16 protein-coding genes are annotated in these 17,046 nt (G+C 57.5%); 9 read left to right on the plus strand and 7 right to left on the minus strand.

Going from position 1 to position 17,046, the window contains the following annotated elements; genetic code table 11:
- Nucleotides 1-127: 127 nt before the first annotated feature.
- Nucleotides 128-2,086 carry a threonine--tRNA ligase gene (thrS, locus tag ACR3EG_RS07785; RefSeq protein ID WP_480494683.1) on the minus strand — a complete coding sequence of 653 codons (1,959 nt, stop codon included), beginning with the start codon at nucleotides 2,084-2,086 and terminating at the stop codon, nucleotides 128-130.
- A 216-nt stretch (nucleotides 2,087-2,302) separates the two neighbouring features.
- Here thrS and ACR3EG_RS07790 point away from each other — a divergent pair, with 216 nt between their 5' ends.
- The 4 genes from ACR3EG_RS07790 to ACR3EG_RS07805 all read left to right on the plus strand — a co-directional run bounded on the left by ACR3EG_RS07790 (nucleotide 2,303) and on the right by ACR3EG_RS07805 (nucleotide 5,465).
- Nucleotides 2,303-3,052, plus strand: a complete 750-nt coding sequence (locus ACR3EG_RS07790; RefSeq protein ID WP_480494685.1) for an alpha/beta hydrolase — start codon at nucleotides 2,303-2,305, stop codon at nucleotides 3,050-3,052.
- Nucleotides 3,049-4,032, plus strand: a complete 984-nt coding sequence (locus tag ACR3EG_RS07795) for an alpha/beta hydrolase (protein WP_480494687.1) — start codon at nucleotides 3,049-3,051, stop codon at nucleotides 4,030-4,032. Before ACR3EG_RS07790 ends, ACR3EG_RS07795 begins: the two co-directional genes overlap by 4 nt.
- A gap of 20 nt (nucleotides 4,033-4,052) precedes the next feature.
- Entirely contained in the window at nucleotides 4,053-4,667 is a 615-nt protein-coding gene (locus ACR3EG_RS07800; protein WP_480495915.1) for a hypothetical protein, read from the plus strand.
- Nucleotides 4,668-4,748: 81 nt separating this feature from the next.
- Nucleotides 4,749-5,465, plus strand: a complete 717-nt coding sequence (locus tag ACR3EG_RS07805; protein ID WP_480494689.1) for an alpha/beta fold hydrolase — start codon at nucleotides 4,749-4,751, stop codon at nucleotides 5,463-5,465.
- Here ACR3EG_RS07805 and ACR3EG_RS07810 read toward each other — a convergent pair.
- Entirely contained in the window at nucleotides 5,456-6,040 is a 585-nt protein-coding gene (locus ACR3EG_RS07810; protein ID WP_480494691.1) for a DUF6151 family protein, read from the minus strand. The two genes, ACR3EG_RS07805 and ACR3EG_RS07810, sit on opposite strands and share 10 nt — an antisense overlap.
- A gap of 5 nt (nucleotides 6,041-6,045) precedes the next feature.
- Nucleotides 6,046-7,317 (minus strand): polyhydroxyalkanoate depolymerase, encoded by a 1,272-nt coding sequence (gene phaZ / locus ACR3EG_RS07815; RefSeq protein ID WP_480494693.1) that lies wholly within the window; start codon nucleotides 7,315-7,317, stop codon nucleotides 6,046-6,048.
- A 114-nt stretch (nucleotides 7,318-7,431) separates the two neighbouring features.
- Here phaZ and ACR3EG_RS07820 point away from each other — a divergent pair, with 114 nt between their 5' ends.
- The 4 genes from ACR3EG_RS07820 to ACR3EG_RS07835 all read left to right on the plus strand — a co-directional run bounded on the left by ACR3EG_RS07820 (nucleotide 7,432) and on the right by ACR3EG_RS07835 (nucleotide 11,271).
- Nucleotides 7,432-9,234: a PHA/PHB synthase family protein gene (locus ACR3EG_RS07820; RefSeq protein ID WP_480494695.1), complete on the plus strand. Its 1,803-nt coding sequence runs from the start codon at nucleotides 7,432-7,434 to the stop codon at nucleotides 9,232-9,234.
- A gap of 132 nt (nucleotides 9,235-9,366) precedes the next feature.
- Nucleotides 9,367-9,813: a phasin family protein gene (locus ACR3EG_RS07825; RefSeq protein WP_170354599.1), complete on the plus strand. Its 447-nt coding sequence runs from the start codon at nucleotides 9,367-9,369 to the stop codon at nucleotides 9,811-9,813.
- A gap of 133 nt (nucleotides 9,814-9,946) precedes the next feature.
- A complete protein-coding gene (gene phaR / locus ACR3EG_RS07830; RefSeq protein WP_480494697.1) occupies nucleotides 9,947-10,501 on the plus strand; it encodes a polyhydroxyalkanoate synthesis repressor PhaR in 555 nt (184 codons plus the stop codon).
- An 11-nt stretch (nucleotides 10,502-10,512) separates the two neighbouring features.
- The gene (locus tag ACR3EG_RS07835; RefSeq protein ID WP_480494699.1) at nucleotides 10,513-11,271 is read left to right on the plus strand and encodes a trypsin-like serine peptidase; all 759 of its coding nucleotides are present in this window, start codon (nucleotides 10,513-10,515) and stop codon (nucleotides 11,269-11,271) included.
- 3 nt (nucleotides 11,272-11,274) lie between these two features.
- Here the strand turns inward: ACR3EG_RS07835 and ACR3EG_RS07840 are convergent, their stop codons facing one another.
- The gene (locus ACR3EG_RS07840) at nucleotides 11,275-12,489 is read right to left on the minus strand and encodes a DegT/DnrJ/EryC1/StrS family aminotransferase (RefSeq protein WP_480494700.1); all 1,215 of its coding nucleotides are present in this window, start codon (nucleotides 12,487-12,489) and stop codon (nucleotides 11,275-11,277) included.
- 214 nt (nucleotides 12,490-12,703) lie between these two features.
- Here ACR3EG_RS07840 and ACR3EG_RS07845 point away from each other — a divergent pair, with 214 nt between their 5' ends.
- Complete coding sequence (locus tag ACR3EG_RS07845; protein WP_480494702.1) at nucleotides 12,704-13,654, plus strand: formylglycine-generating enzyme family protein; 951 nt, start codon at nucleotides 12,704-12,706, stop codon at nucleotides 13,652-13,654.
- Between the two features lie 30 nt (nucleotides 13,655-13,684).
- Here the strand turns inward: ACR3EG_RS07845 and ACR3EG_RS07850 are convergent, their stop codons facing one another.
- The 3 genes from ACR3EG_RS07850 to ACR3EG_RS07860 are packed head-to-tail and all read right to left on the minus strand — an operon-like array spanning nucleotide 13,685 to nucleotide 17,034.
- Entirely contained in the window at nucleotides 13,685-14,989 is a 1,305-nt protein-coding gene (locus ACR3EG_RS07850) for an NAD(P)/FAD-dependent oxidoreductase (RefSeq protein WP_480494704.1), read from the minus strand.
- Between the two features lie 6 nt (nucleotides 14,990-14,995).
- A complete protein-coding gene (locus ACR3EG_RS07855; protein ID WP_480494706.1) occupies nucleotides 14,996-16,354 on the minus strand; it encodes a glutamine synthetase family protein in 1,359 nt (452 codons plus the stop codon).
- Nucleotides 16,354-17,034: a type 1 glutamine amidotransferase gene (locus tag ACR3EG_RS07860; protein ID WP_480494708.1), complete on the minus strand. Its 681-nt coding sequence runs from the start codon at nucleotides 17,032-17,034 to the stop codon at nucleotides 16,354-16,356. The genes ACR3EG_RS07855 and ACR3EG_RS07860 overlap by 1 nt, the downstream gene beginning before the upstream one ends.
- Nucleotides 17,035-17,046: the final 12 nt, after the last annotated feature.

Below are 17,046 nucleotides of genomic sequence, written 5' to 3' on the forward strand. Positions count from 1 at the left end.
CACAACCCCGTCAGGCACTGTCATGCCCTATTGCAGGTTAACACATTGTTTTTGAATTCGAAAAAGGAAAATATTTCAATCCGGCCCCGATTTTGAGGCCGGATCAGCGGTGAATTTTCACCGAATGTTACAGCAGATCGGGCGGAGTCGCCGACTTGGAAAGTTCAATTGTTACAGCCTCAAGTGATTGAACCTGTGTTTGTTTCTCACCCAGACGGCGAACGCTGACGGTGCGTTCTTCAACTTCACGGTGTCCGACGGCCAGAATGACAGGCACTTTGCCGACTGAATGCTCGCGAACCTTGTAGTTGATTTTCTCGTTGCGAATGTCGGCCTCGGCCCGGACACCAGCGGCGCGCAGGGTTTCGACCACTTCATTGACGTAGTCATCCGCCTCAGAGGTGATCGAGGCGACAACCACCTGACGCGGGGCAAGCCAGAAGGGCAGCTTGCCCGCGTGTTCCTCGATCAGGATGCCGATGAAACGTTCGAACGAGCCCAGAGTCGCGCGGTGTAGCATAAAGGGACGGTGTTTCGCGCCGTCTGCGCCGACAAAGCTGGCATCCAGACGCTCGGGCAGGTTGGGGTCAACCTGCAGCGTGCCGCATTGCCAGTTGCGCCCGATCGCATCGGTCAGAGTGAACTCCAGTTTGGGTCCGTAGAACGCACCTTCGCCTTCGAGGATCTCATAGTCGTACCCGGCCGCCTTGCAGGCATCACCAAGGGCCTTTTCGACCAGATCCCAGCTTTCATCCGACCCGATCCGCTTTTCCGGGCGGGTGGACAGTTTGATCGTCCAGTCGTGGAAGCCCAGATCGGCATAGACCTTGGACAGGAAGGCGATGAATTTGGCGGTCTCGGATTCGATCTGATCCTCGGCGCAGAAGATATGGCCATCATCCTGCGTGAAGCCACGCACCCGCATGATCCCATGCAGCGCGCCCGAAGGCTCATAGCGCGCGCAGGAGCCAAACTCGGCCATGCGCAGCGGCAGATCGCGATAGGACTTCAGGCCCTGATTGAACACCTGCACGTGGCAGGGGCAGTTCATCGGCTTCAGCGCGTTGATCGCCTTTTCGCGGGCGTGATCTTCGTCAACCTCGACGATGAACATGTTTTCCTGGTATTTGTCCCAGTGGCCCGAGGCCTCCCACAGTTTGCGGTCAACAACCTGCGGGGTGTTCACCTCGACATATCCGTCACGCTCCTGCATCCGGCGCATATAGTCTTGCAGGGTGGTGTAGATTTTCCAGCCGTTGGGGTGCCAGAAGATCTGGCCGGGGGCCTCTTCCTGCATGTGGAACAGGTTCATCTCGCGACCCAGCTTGCGGTGGTCGCGCTTGGCGGCCTCTTCCAGCATATGCAGGTGCGCTTTCAGCTTTTCCTTGCCGGTGAAAGCCACGCCATAGATACGCTGCAGCATGGCGCGGTCGCTGTCGCCGCGCCAATAGGCACCAGCGATGGACATCAGTTTGAACGCGTCGCCGGGCAGTTGGCCGGTGTGCTGCAGGTGCGGGCCGCGGCACAGGTCCTGCCAGTGGCCGTGCCAATACATGCGCAGTGGCTCATCGCCCGGAATGGCTTCGATCAGTTCGACCTTATAGGGCTCATTATTGGCCTTGTAGAACTCGATCGCGCGGTCGCGGTCCCAGACCTCGGTGGTGACGGGGTCGCGCTTGTTGATGATCTCTTTCATCTTTTTCTCGATGAGGCCGAGATCTTCGGGCGTGAACGGTTCTTCACGGTCAAAGTCATAGTACCAGCCGTTTTCGATGACGGGGCCGATAGTGACTTTGGTGGCGGGCCAGATTTCCTGCACGGCGCGGGCCATGACATGCGCCAGATCGTGACGGATCAGCTCATTGGCCTGTTCCTCATCCTTCAATGTGTGGATGGCGATTTGTGCGTCGGCCTCAATAGGCCATTGCAAGTCCCAATGCTTGCCGTCAACCGTGGCCGAGATCGCCTTTTTGGCCAGCGAGGTCGAGATATCGGCTGCCACCTGCGCAGGTGTGATGCCTGCGTCATAGCTGCGCGCATTGCCATCGGGGAAGGTGAGTGAGACGGATTTTGAATCCAGGGCCATGGTGGCTCTCCTCGTCGGTTTGGCGCCCACTGAACGCCCGGTTGCGGGTTATTTGCGTTTGGGTGCTTTGGCAGGTGGGTGCGCGTGTGTCAAGTGTTGGGGCGAGGGGCCAGCCCCTCGCGCTCCCCGAGGTATTTTTAGCCAGATGAAGGACGGATCGGGGAATTGCGGTTGGGTTTGAGACGTGCATGATGTGCCTAAAGCAAAGAGGGTTTTATGGCAGTGGCTGAATTTCTGGGCACCGCGCAGGGGCGGCGGTTGGCGTATCACAAAAGCGAAGGGGCGGGGCCCACGATCGTTTTTCTGGGTGGGCTCAAGTCAGATATGGAGGGCACCAAAGCGGTGCATCTTGAGGCGTGGGCGCAGGCGCGCGGGCAGGCGTTTTTAAGGTTCGACTATTCGGGGCACGGGGAAAGTTCCGGCACGTTTGAAGAGGGATGCATTGGGGACTGGCATGAGGATACAGTTGCGGCGATTGAGGCGCTAACCGAAGGGCCCTTGGTCGTTGTGGGATCGTCGATGGGCGGATGGCAGGCGTTGCTGTTGGCAAAAGCGATGCCGCAACGGATCGCCGGGGTGGTCACAATCGCTGCTGCGCCGGATTTTACCGAGGACGGGTATTGGGCCTCGTTCAGTGATGAGCAGAAGGCGGCGCTGGAGACGGTCGGGCATGTGGAGTTGCCCTCGGACTACATGGAGCCTTACGTCATTACCAAGCGGATGATTGAGGACGGACGGCAAAGGCTGGTCTTGCGCGCAGCGCTGAATTTGCCCTTCCCAGTTCGGTTATTGCAAGGCACTGCGGATACCGCCGTGTCCACTGAAACTGCCGTTCGTCTGCTGGAGCACGCCGACGGGCCGGATATGAGGCTATTGCTGGTCAAAGACGCCGACCATCGGTTTTCGGATGGCCCTTGTCTTGAGCTGATCGAACAGGCGGTACTTGACGTGATGCCATCACAATGAAGCGCGCATTGGTTTGGACTGGTCTGCTATTTGTCGCAGTAGGTGTCGGGACCTATTGGTTTGGTCCACGCGAACCGGTGGAACTCAACCCCACATTCGAGTCGCGCAAATTCGGGGAAGGTGTTCAGGTCTATTTCGAAAGCACAGAATCGGCATATGACGATATCGTACCCGGTGTCGAAAAGCGCGTGATCTGGCAGGACGGGTTCAAAGAGCAGCGCACACCTGTTTCCATTTTGTATCTTCATGGGTTTTCAGCTTCATCCGAGGAAATCCGCCCGGTCCCCGACTTGGTGGCCGATGCGCTTGGGGCCAATCTGGTCTACACACGGCTTCAAGGTCATGGCCGCAGTGGCGAGGCAATGGCTGAGGGCACGGCCTCGGGTTGGATGCAGGATGTCGCCGAAGGATTGGCCGCAGCCCGCGCCGTTGGGGATAAGGTTGTAGTGATCTCAACCTCAACCGGCGGGACACTTGCAGCAGCAGCAGCGGTAAACCCTGAGTTAAGCCAGGATGTAGCGGGGATGGTATTCGTGTCACCGAATTTCGGTGTGAATGCGCCCGGGGCTTGGATTCCTGGTTTGCCATGGGCGCGAAGCTGGTTGCCTCTGTTGATGGGTGAAACCCGTGATGTCTCGGGGCCAGACGAAGAAAAGAACACCTATTGGTCAGCGTCCTATCCTTGGGAAGCAGTGGTTCCCATGACTGTATTGGTGGATGTGGTCTATGCGCTTGATTTTTCGGATGCGCAGGTGCCGGCATTATTCTGGTTCTCGGATGACGATCAGGTGGTGCGCCCTGATCTAACCCACAAAGTTGCGCAAGCCTGGGGCGGACCGGCTGTGGTCGAACTGGTGACTATGGGCCCCGAGGATGATCCCGCATCGCATGTCATAGCCGGACGCCTGATGTCGCCGGGGCAAACCGATGCGACCGTATCGGGCATTCTGGCATGGCTTAAAACTCTGGGGGTCGAATAACCATGCGCACACCGGGCAGCATGTGGAGCCTTGAGACGCTGGGCCGCGTGCGACTGTCCAAGCATTTCTACATGCGCGATTTCCTGTATTCCGAGATCGGGAATTTCTTTGAAAAACAAAATCTTCCGGTCAATCCCGACCTTGCCATCGAAACAGGTCAAGCCCTGTGCAAAACCTTACTGGATCCTTTAGAGGAAACCTTTGGGCGTGTCGCCATACGCTCGGGCTATCGGTCGCCGTCGCTGAACAGGTTCGGCAATGAAAACCGGCTGAATTGCGCGCGCAACGACAATCCATTGGAGTGCCACATCTGGGATCGGGGTGAAGGGGACGCGCGCATTGCGGGGACTTCGATCGTGATTCCTTGGTTTGCTGATCAGTATGACGCAGGCCGTGACTGGCGGGATCTGGCGTGGTGGATGCACGATCATCTGGACTATTCCGAGATATGGTTTTTTCCCAAACTCTGCGCGTTTAATTTGGTCTGGAGGCCGATCCCTCACAAGCGGATCGACAGTTATATTGCGCCGCGCGGATGCCTGTTGCGACCCGGCGCCGAGCCTGCAGAAAATCAGCATCGACGGCGCGCACGCTATGCAGATTTTCCGCTGTTCAAAGGGATCGCTTACCCCTGAACTTTTGCTTGCCCAGTTCAACAAAACTACGCATCTTGCGGAAAACGTAACACAAAGTGGTCGATTTCAAGGAGGCCCTGTGTGATTGAATCGTTGGTATTTCTGCCCGGGTTTATGTGTGATGCACGGCTGTTCGGAGCCCAGATTTTGCGGATTTCTGGTGCTCGTGCTGTGACGGTTGCCCCGGTATCGGGCGGCGAGCGGATCGAGGAAATAGCCTCGGGTTTGTTGGACCAGTTGCCTCATCGCTTTGCGCTCTGCGGGTTCAGTATGGGCGGAGTCGTCGCTTTGGAACTTGTCCGCAGGGCCCCTGACCGGGTGACGCGCTTGTGTCTGATGTCTACCGACGCCCAGGCCGATACACCCCAGATAGCTGCTGACCGAGAGGAGTTGATCGTAGGGGCCAAATCAGGCCGGTTCGAAGAAGTCATGCAGCGCTTGATTGGAACAGAGACGCTTGCTCCGGGGCCGGGACGCGTGCCGATTCTGAACGAGGTTATGGCCATGGCAAAGGATCAGGGGCCAGAGCTGTTTGAACGGCAGATGCGGGCGCTGCAGAGGCGCGCGGATCAGCAACCTGCGCTTAGGCACATAAACGTGCCGACACTGATCATTTGCGGGGCACATGATCAGCTTACGCCAGTTAAGCGGCACCGGTTCATGGCCGAGATGATCCCTAGCGCCGAACTGAAGGTTATGGAAGACGCAGGGCACTTGCCGCCGTTAGAGACGCCCGCAGAAGTCACGCAAGCGCTGGAAGAATGGCTGAATATTAGAGTCGGGTTGCCTTACTTATAAAGTGCTGAACGTTCAGCCTTGGTTAGTAAAACAGCGGTTTTGATCGGATCACCCGTGCCGATGTCAAAAAACGGAGTGTGCTTCCAGCTTCCTGTCAAAAGAGACTTGAGTACCCGTGAGACAAGCCCGAAAGCCGCGTATCCCAGCTTTTCATGCTCTTGCCTGCCGCCGGGTTTTGGAACAAAGCCACGTGTGGTGACAGGGCCGAGGGCGGATGTATCCAATATGCGCGCGACGATGAAACCAGCGAACGGGAATTTCGCTGTGCGTGACGTGGTGGCCAATGGGGCATCGCAACAACTGGCGTACCAGCGTAGCATTCCTTTTGGGCTGAGTTGCATCAATGCCAAATGTTCGGCACCGGTTTCGATACGAACTTCTTCGGGCAACATCTGCAGAACTTCGACCGGCCCGGGCGCGGGATCGGGTTGGTTGAAATACAGCTGGGCCGCGCGGCAGTCGTTGCAATAGCAAACGACATGTGTCGAAGACGTTATACCTGCCGCGGTAATATGACCGCGCAGGCAACCACAGGAACAGGCAAAGGCTGTATCCACTGCCTTTACCTTACGCATCTTGGTCAGGCGACTTTGTTTTTATTTGCCGGGCGACGTTGAGGCTTGCGCGTGTTGGCGTTCATGAAATCGATGACCAACGGACGAATATTGTCGCGCCAGCTTCGCCCTGCGAAGATGCCATAGTGGCCAGCGCCGGGCTCGACGTGGCTGGCTTTTTTCGAATCCGGCAGGCCGGTGCAAAGTTCAAGCGCTGCGATACACTGGCCAGGCGCAGAGATATCGTCATTCGCGCCTTCAACCGTTTTCACTGCCACGTCGGTGATCTTGCCGATATCTACTTTGTGTCCCGCTACAATGAATTCGTTCTTCGCAATTTCACGGTTCTTAAAGATGCGCTCCACGGTGGACAGGTAGAACTCGGCTGTCATATCCATCACTGCAAGGTACTCATCGTAAAAGCGGTTATGTGCGTCATGATCCGACGCCTCACCGCGCATGACGCGCTGAATTTGATCCGAGAACGCCTTGGAGTGGCGATCGGCATTCATCGACATGAATGAGGCAAGCTGCAGCAGGCCTGGATAGACCATGCGCCCGACGCCTTTGTACTTGAAGCCCACGCGTTGGATCATCGTTTCTTCCAACTGTCCCATAGTCACGCGCCGGCCAAAATCGGTGACGTCAGTTGGCGTTGCATCCGGGTCCACCGGCCCGCCGATCAAAGTCAGGGTGCAGGGCTGTGCCTTTGGCTCGACCTCGGCCAAATAGGCTGTCGCGGCCAAGGTCAAAGGAGCAGGTTGGCAGACGGCAACTACATGCGTTTCAGGGCCGAGTTCCTTCATGAAGTCGACAAGGTAGAGCGTATAGTCCTCGACATCGAACTTGCCTTCGGACACGGGGATGTCGCGCGCATTGTGCCAATCGGTGACATACACTTCGCAATTGACCAGCAGGCTTTTGACTGTGGACCGCAACAGGGTGGCGTAGTGCCCGGACATGGGCGCAACCAACAGAACCTTGCGAGGTTGTTCTTCTCGTCCGTTGACGCGGATGTGGATCAGGTCGCCGAAAGGGCGCTCCAACACTGGCACGATGTCAACCAGATGATCTTTACCATCTTCGCAGGTGAAGGTGCGAATGCCCCAGTCTGGCTTTGCCACCATACGCTGAAATGTCCGTTCGGTCACTTCGCCCCAGGCAGCCATCATGCTGAACGCGGGATTGGGCACCATTGCAAACAGCGGGTACGAAGCCATCGCACTGGCCGTCGCGCCCATCCATTGGTTGGTATTGCGCATGGTTTCCATCAGATCGTAGGTCATCATGTAGCGCATGGATTGGGCCCCCTATGAGTGTCAGCCTGTACGTAAGGACTTTTCGTCGCTTTGCCTTATAGTTTCCGCGACGTTATTCTGCATAGCAGAAAATAGTAGGGGGGAATTGTTAAAATGACAACAACCGAAGACCGATCGCCAGAGCTAAACGAGGAACACCTTGAACGGCTTAAAGAAAATATGAATAAAGTCGAAGCTTTGTCGAAGCGGCTGGTTGAAGTCATGGCCGGAAAAACTGCGCATTCCCCCGCTTTAGATGGCCCGAATCAAGATCTTTTTGCAAAAGCAGCAACGGCCTATATGACCGAGGCATGGCAAAATCCTGCCAAGCTGTTGGAGCATCAGATCGAGTTTTGGGGAAAGTCAGTTCTGAACTTTGCCGAAGCGCAGCAGGCCCTTGCGTCCGGAAACACCGATGCTGAGGAACCCGGCCCGAAGGACAAGCGGTTTTCCAACCCGATGTGGGACACAAACCCCTATTTCCGCTTTGTACGCCAGCAATATCAGACAAACGCCGAAGCGATCGCTCAGGCGGTCGCGTCAGTTGACGATATGCCCGAAAAAGACAAGCAACGCCTTCAGTTTTTCTCGCAGCAGATCATCGACATGATGTCCCCCACGAATTTTCTGGCCACAAATCCGGATGCCTTGGAAAAGGCGGTTGAGACCGAAGGTCAATCCTTGATTAAGGGTCTGGAGAATCTCGTCTCTGATCTCGAAGCCAACAATGGCGAGATGGTCGTACGTCTGGCCGATGAAAGCGCGTTCGAGATTGGAGGCAATATTGCCACGACACCGGGTGAGGTGGTCTACCGCAACGAGTTGATGGAGCTGATCCAGTACAAACCCGCGACCGAGACCGTTTTCGAAACACCGATCATTCTCTTTCCGCCTTGGATTAACAAGTTCTACATTCTGGACCTCAAGGCGCAGAACAGCCTGATCAAGTGGGTGACCGAACAAGGCTATACCCTATTCGTTGTCAGTTGGGCGAACGCGAATGCCTCCCACGCGGATATCGGGATGGGCGACTATATCGAGCAAGGCTATCTGACCGCGATTGAGCAGGTGAAACAGATCTGCAAGGTCAAGCAGGTCAACGCTGTCGGCTATTGTATTGCGGGAACGACGCTTAGCCTGACGTTGTCGCTGCTCAAACAGCGCGGGGACAAGTCGATCAAGTCGGCCACATTCTTCACCACCTTGACCGACTTCGGAGATCAGGGCGAGTTTACCCCGTTCCTCCAGAATGACTTTGTCGACGGGATCGAGGATCAGGTCGGCAAAGACGGGGTTCTCAAAGCCTGGGTGGTTGGGCGAACGATGTCTTTCCTTCGGTCCAATGACCTGATCTATGGTCCTGCAATCCGTAGTTATATGATGGGCGAAACCCCCCCGGCCTTTGATCTGTTGTTCTGGAACGGGGATGGCGCAAACCTGCCCGGTCGAATGGCAATCGAATACCTTCGGGGTCTTTGCCAAAGCAATGATTTCGTCAATGATGGGTTCGAGCTATTGGGGCACAATCTGCATATCCGCGATGTGGATGTGCCGTTAATGGCCATAACATGCGAAACCGATCATATCGCGGCATGGAAAGCCTGCTACCGTGGCGTGCAGCAGATGGGCTCGCGGTCAAAATCGTTTGTTGTCTCGCAATCCGGCCACATCGCGGGGATCGTCAATCCGCCCAGCAAGAAGAAATACGGACACTATACAAATCCAGATTTAAAGGCAGATGCCGATGGTTGGATGAAAGAGGCGGATTTCCATGAGGGATCGTGGTGGCCTCTTTGGGAAGCTTGGTTGAAAAAGCGTTCTGGCAAGCAAATCCCGGCGCGTGAACCGGGCGATTCGGACCATCCGTCTTTGTGTCCGGCTCCCGGAGCCTATGTTTTGGTCAAGGCAACCGATTGATTTATCAGGGAACCCAAAGTTTTTTCTGCACCGCAGCGAGAAAATTCTTGCAATGCTGCGGTGCAGCAATCATATTGTCCTCAAGCTGATGAAAACCGGGGCAGGCCCGGTTCGGCAAAAAGGATTTGGACAATGGCTAAGACACAAGACTTCACCGCTGCTCTGAAAGACATCATGGGCGCGTTTCCCGTTGACACCACCGCACTGGAAGGTGCCTTCAAGTCGACCGCAACCCTGAACGAAAAACTGTCGGGCGTTGCTCTGGAAGCTGCAGAGAAATCGGCAGAAATCTCGAACAAATGGACCAAAGACACTCTGGCCAAACTGACCGAGATGTCGAAAGCAAAAGCAGAGCCTGCTGACTACGCAAAAGCCGCAACCGACTTCGCAAGCGCGTCGGCTGAAGTTGCCGCTGAAAACATGGCTGCTTTCGCTGAAATCGCGAAAAAAGTTCAGAGCGAAACCGTCGAGCTGCTGATGGCTGCCGGTAAAGACGCTGCAGAAGACGCAACTGCTGCTGTCAAGAAAGCCACCAACGAGGTGACTGCTGCTGCCAAGAAAGCAACAGCTGCCAAGTAAGTAAGGCCGCGAGGCGCACCCATCCTCCCATCTGGTGCAATCGCGTCGGGCAGGTCGAAAGACCTGCCCTTTCTTTTTGTTCTGCAGTCGCATAATCTCTGCTGCAACGCATCATCCTTGGGGAGGGTTAACGGTGTCAGAACAAGAAAAACCGTTGTTGATCAAACGCTATGCCAGCCGTCGGCTGTATAACACCGAGACCAGCGACTACGTCACGCTAGAGGATATCGCCGTCTTCATCCGCGATGGGCGCGAAGTGCAGATTATCGACCTGAAGACAGGGGATGACCTGACACGCCAATATCTGTTGCAAATCATTGCGGAACACGAAAGCCGGGGCGAAAACGTTCTGCCGGTGAACGTGCTAAACGATCTGGTCCGCAGCTACATGCTGCCGGGCGGGGGTATGATGCCTCAGTTCCTGCAAAGCTCGTTCGAGATGCTGCGCGAAAGCCAGTCGAAGATGATGGAAAACATGAGCGCCATGAACCCGATGTCGCAGATGCCGGGGTTCGAAGCTTTGCAGGCGCAGCAACAGGCGTTTTTGAAGGCGATGACCGGTGGACTTTCGGGCAACTGGTCCGGCCCTGACAAAGAAGAACAGCCCGCGACAGAACCCAAAGAGGATCTGGACGAAATCAAGAAACAACTGGCTGAGTTGCAGCAAAAGCTATCCAAGCTGAATTGACGCGACCGGTCATGCTCTGGCTTTTTTTGGGTGTCGCATTGGCGTGGTCAGGCCCTGCGCTGTCTCAAGGTGTTTATTCGGACGATTGGTCCGAGGTTTGCAGGTTGGGCAGCGCGGCCTCACTCGGCTGTGACGCTGTGCGTGAACGACAGATCCAGGACGCGACGCAAGTGCCCTGGCGCGCAGTCGGTCGGGTCAATTTTGCAGGCCGGGACCAAAGATCACATTGCACTGGCACTCTGGTGGCAGAGCGTTTGGTTCTGACTGCGGCGCATTGCCTTTTCAACACGGCACGCAACCGTTGGATCCCACCCGCCAGCATACGGTTCGCAGCCGGTTATCAGCGAGGAGAAGCGGTCGCGGTCTCGGGCGTTTCGGGCTATCGGCTGCCGCCGGGGCAGGGACCAACAACGTTCAACCGGCGCGCAGATCTGGACTGGGCGCTGCTGGAACTGACCGAGCCTCTTGGACAACAGATCACACCGGTGCCTTTAACGAAAGCCACTGCGCCCTCATCCTATCTGGTGGGCTATCCCGGCGTGCGGCCGCATGTCCTGAGCCGCACCCCGTCATGCCCGCCAACCCGCGCAGAGCAAGGAATTTTAGTGGCTATTTGCCCCGTGATGATGGGGGATTCGGGCGCGCCGCTTTTGGTAGATGGCCCGGAAGGGCCACAGGTGGCAGCCGTTCTGTCGCGTGTGGCCGCGACCGCGCAAGGGGTCACGGCGCTGTTTGTCTCGTCGGACCTTGTTGGTCCTCAAGAGAACTAGCAGTTAGGTGCCATAGACCGGAACCGGCCCGGTTACTTCACCAACCGAAGCCAGTAGGATGTCGGCGATTACGTCTAGTTCCTCACGCGTCAGACGCACGGGCAGGCGCACGTCACACGCCTTCATCAGCATGTCACGTGTCTGCGGCAGTTCAAACTGTTCCGGCAGGAACTGCCAGTTCCAGAAGGCGCGAGCGTTATCCTCGCTTTGACCAAAGACCTGAACCTTGACCCCACGCGCCTCGGACGCTTCGGCAAAGGCGCGGATCTCGTCATCGCTGAGGCCCACTAGATTGAACTGGATCGAATCCGGTGCGCGGCGCTCGGGCGACAGGGGGGCAGGGACGTCGATGAAATCCGAGCCATTCAGACGCTCGGCCACATAGTCATGATTGGCCAAGCCATCCTTGACGCGCCGCGCCAGTTCGGGAATCTGGGGCCGGATCACGGCGGCGCTGAGGTTGCTCATCCGCAGGTTATACAGTGGTAGTTTGTTCTGCCAGCGGGCAAAGGCCTGTTCCAACTCGGGAGAGTTGTCGCCATGCGGGGTTTTGTGCTTCTTCCAGTTATGCTCATACGCGCCCGACATGATCACGGCCTGCGCCACCAGATCGGCGTCGTCGGTGATCAGAATGCCACCTTCGCCCGCGTTGATCATCTTGTAGGACTGAAACGAGAAACAGCCGACCTTGCCAATCGTGCCGATATTCTTGCCGTGCCATGTAGTACCCAGCGAATGCGCCGCATCCTCGACAACCGGGATGTTGCGCGCGTTGCACAGTGCCATGATCGCATCCATGTCGGAGGTATGGCCGCGCATATGGCTGATGATGACGGCCTGAACACTGTCCAGCTTGGCCTCGAAATCGGCCATGTCGATGCGATAGTTCTCGCCCACTTCGCACAGAACCGGAATGCAATCCGCATGAACGACCGAGGACGGTACGGCCGCAAAGGTAAATCCGGGGATCAGCACCCGCGCATCCCGCGGCAGACCCAATGCCTTGAGCGACAGGAACAAAGCGGCCGAGCAGGACGATACGGCCAGCGCGTATTTCGCGCCCAAAAGGGCCGCGAATTCATTTTCCAGAAGCGCGACCGGCGCGTCTTGTGGCGCGGTATAGCGAAACAGGTCGCCCGACTGCATCAGGGCGTCGATGGCCTCACGTGCGGCGGTGGGGATGGGTTCGGCGTCATGAACGTTAGGAGGAAGCGTCATATTTGATTTTCCCAAATTCTATCTTTGGAAAAGATAAAGCTAAAAGGACGTCAATCCAAGCCCCTACGTTACCATGCAGCAAAATTTCACCGAACTGTTGTATTTGAGGGCAATTGCATCCCGACCGCCGGATTGCGTCTTGCATCTGTCGGGGAATCCGGGTGGCAATGGAACAGCCTACACGTTGCATTTCACGGTTCGGATTGTTCCCATCATGCTTGCTAGACTAACTTTTTCACTGTCCATTCTCGCTCTACCAGCTCAGGCGCAATACGTCCTGTCTGACGGAACCGAAGTCGCGCCGCTTGAGATGTTTCAGGAATGCGACGTCTGCCCCGAGATGATCGTGTTGCCGTTGGGAGAGTTCCTGATGGGTGCGCCACCGGGAGAATCCAAGCGTAACTTCCATTGGGACAAAAAGGGATTTCGTCTTGCGACACCGGAAGAGCCCTATATTGCCCATCACGAAGGGCCGGTTCACCCGGTAACGATCGATATGCCCATCGCCATGGGGCGCAACGAGGTGACGCATGACCTGTGGATGGCCTGTGTAAACGACGGAGGATGTAGAGGACATGTACCACGCGATTGCGTTTTACAGCGCGATGCTCCCTGCGTAGACGTCCGTGGGAAATACCCAGTCGTTGATGTTTCTTATTTAGACGCTGTTTCTTATACGAATTGGCTGAATCACAAAGTCGAAGCAGATGTGTACCGTTTGCCAACCGAGGCAGAGTGGGAATACGCGGCCCGCGCTGGGACGCAGACCCCTTTTGCTCAGGGCGAGGAAGTAAACACCGATCAGGTCAATTTCCACGGCAAGCCGACCGAAGAGATGCTGGGGCTCAAGCGCCCTGATCTGGCGCGGCGCGGCCATCCGGTTCCGGTCGATGAACTTGACGCCGCCAATGCGTGGGGATTGCGGCACATGTCCGGAAATGTCGTCGAGCGTACAGTGTCTTGCTGGTCTCTAACTCACATAGAATTGGCGACTGCGAGTGAATATCTTCATCACGCTATGCGATCTAGTTGCCCTGAGCGTGTCGGGAGAGGGGGCGCGTATTGGACCGCAATGGACTTCTCACGGGTCGCTTCACGCGGGCGAACAGATGAAGATGCAAGGTTAATGACCGCTGGATTTCGAGTGCTACGCGATTTTAGGTAGTCTGCAAAATCTCAGTTAACCGACCCGCTATCAGACACCCAGCCGATCCCGTAACGCAAACCACGTCATCGCCAGTACCAGCAGGGGGCTGCGCAGGGCGGGGCCTCCGGGGAAGGGAAGGGCCGGGACGCGCGCCATGGTGTCGAAGCCCTCGGCCTGTCCCTGAATGGCCAGTGCCATCAACTGCCCCGCATGGGTTGCGGTGCCGACCCCGTGGCCGGAATAGCCCGAGGCGGACAGGATGTTGGGCGCAACCCGCGTCAGATAGGGCATCCGCCGCATGGTGATCGCCAGCGTACCGCCCCAAGCATAGTCGATTTTGACGTCGCGCAGATGCGGGAAAATCTCGGCCATCGGCTTGCGGACCTTGGCGGCAATGTCTGCCGGGAAGCGATAGCCATAGCTTTCGCCGCCGCCAAATAGCAGCCGGTTGTCGGCGCTCAGGCGAAAGTAGTTCACCACAAACTTGGTATCAGCCACCGCCACGTCTCGGGTCAGAACACGGGCGGTATCGGTGCCCAAAGGCTCGGTCGCGGCGATAAAATTGTTGATCGGCATGACCCGCGCGGCGACCTTGCCGTTCAGATCGCCCAAGTATCCGTTGCAGGCCAGAATGACGTGATCGGCAGTGACCTTGCCCTGCGCGGTGTGAACGACGGCGGGCCAGGTTTCCTCGACCCCCGTCACCTCGGTGCTTTCATAAATCCGCACACCTGCCTTGGCCGCCGCCTGCGCCAGACCCAGCGCATAGTTCAGCGGATGCAGATGCGCGGCTCCCATGTCCAGATAGCCTCCGCGATAGGCGGGCGAGGGGCACAGGCTATGGCCCGCGCCTTCGTCCAGCAGCTCCATCTGGTCATAACCATAGCGCTCGGACAGGTGCGCCGCGTGATCGTGCAATTCCTGTTGCTCGCCAGCGGACAGGCCCAGAGCCGCGACGCCCGGTTTCAGGTCGCAATTGATTTGATGCTTGGAGATCAGCGATTTGACCAGCGCCTTTGCATCCTCGGCCAGATCCCACAGCTTGGAGGCGTCGTCATCGCCAACCAGCCGCTCAAGATCTTCCTGATCCATCCGTTGGGCGCTGCCCAATTGCCCGCCATTGCGGCCTGATGCTCCAAAGCCCACGCGATGCGCCTCAAGCAGCACAACGCTGAACCCTGCCTCGGCCAGATGCAGCGCGGCGGACAGGCCGGTATAGCCGCCGCCGACCACACAGACATCGGCCTTTTCATCGCCCTTCAGAACAGGAAAGCGGTCGATCGGGTTGGCCGTGGCCGCGTACCAGCTGGCCGGGTATTCGGCCTTGCGGTCGTTGGAATAAAGCAGGTTCATCGCGGATCAGACGTTCAGCAGGAGATGCTCACGCTCCCACGGAGAGATCACTTGCAGGAACTCTTCATACTCGGCGCGTTTGACGATGCCATAGACGCGGGCAAACTCAGGGCCCAGAACCTCATGCAAGGCAGTCGCTTCATCGAACAGGTCCAGCGCGTTGCCCATGACCTGAGGGATATCGCCTTCGCCTTCGTAAGCGTCGCCATAGAACTGACGGCGCGGGCGTTCCTGTTGGACCAAGCCCAGATAGCCGCAGGCCAGTGACAGCGCTATGCCCAGATAGGGGTTGCAGTCCATCCCGGCGATGCGGTTTTCGACCCGGCGCGCCTCGGACCCCGACAGAGGCACGCGGATGCCGGTGGTGCGGTTGTCGCGCGCCCATTCCAGATTGATCGGAGCAGCGTGATCTTTCACATAGCGGCGATACGAATTCACATAGGGTGCCATCACAGCCAGACCCGAGGGCAGGTGGTTCTGCAACCCGGCGATGAAGTGGTAAAACGCGTCCGTCTCGCCCCCTTGCGGGCCGGAAAAGATGTTCTGCCCGGTCTCAATGTCGATGATCGAGTGGTGGATATGCATGGCCGAGCCCGGCTCATCCACGATCGGTTTCGCCATGAAGGTGGCAAAACAATTGTGGCGCAGCGCGGCCTCGCGGATCAGGCGTTTGAAATAAAAGACCTCATCCGCCAGCTTGACCGGATTGCCGTGGCGCAGGTTGATCTCCAACTGGCCCGCGCCGCCTTCCTGCGTGATGCCGTCAATCTCAAATCCCTGATGTTCGGCGAAATCATAGATGTCGTCGATCACCGGGCCGAATTCGTCCACGGCCGTCATCGAGTAGGCCTGCCGCGCGGCCGCCGGACGGCCCGAGCGGCCCATCATCGGCTTGATACTTTGCGCAGGATCCACATTGGGCGCGACCAGAAAGAACTCCATCTCGGGGGCGACGACGGGTTTCCAGCCCTTATCGTGATACAGCTGCACCACGCGTTTCAGCACGTTGCGCGGGCTGAACGGGATCGGGTTGTCATCGCGGTCGTAGGCATCGTGGATCACTTGCAACGTCCAGTCACCCGTCCACGGCGCGGCGGATGCGGTCGTGAAGTCGGGCTTCAGGATCATGTCCCGTTCGATGAATCCGTCCTCACCCGCGGCCTCTCCCCAGTCGCCAGTGATGGTCTGGTAAAAGATGCTGTCTGGCAGGTGGAAGTAGGATTGCTTGGCGAATTTCGAGGCAGGTACCGCCTTGCCGCGCGCGATGCCGGGCAGGTCCGAGATGATGCACTCGACCTCATCCAGTCGGTGGCCTTCGAAATAGCTGCGGGCTGCCTGCGGCAGTTGTTCGGTCCAGTCGGCCATCAGGCCCTCTCTTTCTTCAAAAACTCCGCCATGAATTGCCCGATCTTGGGGTTGTCGTCATTGGCGGGCAGGCGGTCAGTGGCCGCTTGCATCAATTCATCGGGGACCACGCCTTTGCCGCGTGTCTCGATCAGGCCCTGGATAAAGCTGTCACCATATTCGGGGTGGGCCTGTACCGTCCAGATCGTGTCGCCATAAGCCACCATGGCGTTGCGACAGAAATCGTTGGTACCGGTGACGCGCGCGCTGTCGGGTAGGGCGACTACCTGATCCTGATGCCAAGCATTCAGCGTAACTTTCTGGCCATCAAGATCATAGTCGGTGCGCCCAACGGCCCAGCCTCCGGTGAACTTTTCAACCTTTCCGCCCAGCGCCTGTGCGATGATCTGGTGGCCAAAGCAGACGCCAATCAGCGGCTGGCCTTTGTCGCGGATCGCGCGGATCAGATTTTCCAGCGGGGGGATCCACGCGTGATCCTCATACGCCCCATGGCGCGAGCCGGTGATGACCCAGCCGTCGGCGGAGTCTGTGTCGTCAGGGAACTGGCCGTCCACCACGTTGTAGGTCTGAAACGTAAAGCCGTTGCCGCCCAGCAGAGTACGGAACATGCCGTCATACGTGCCGAAGTCTGAACGCAGCTCATCCGGAGGGTGGCCGGTTACAAGGATGCCGATTTTCATAGGTCACCAAAT

It is taken from the genome of Ruegeria sp. AM7 (genome assembly GCF_056535965.1).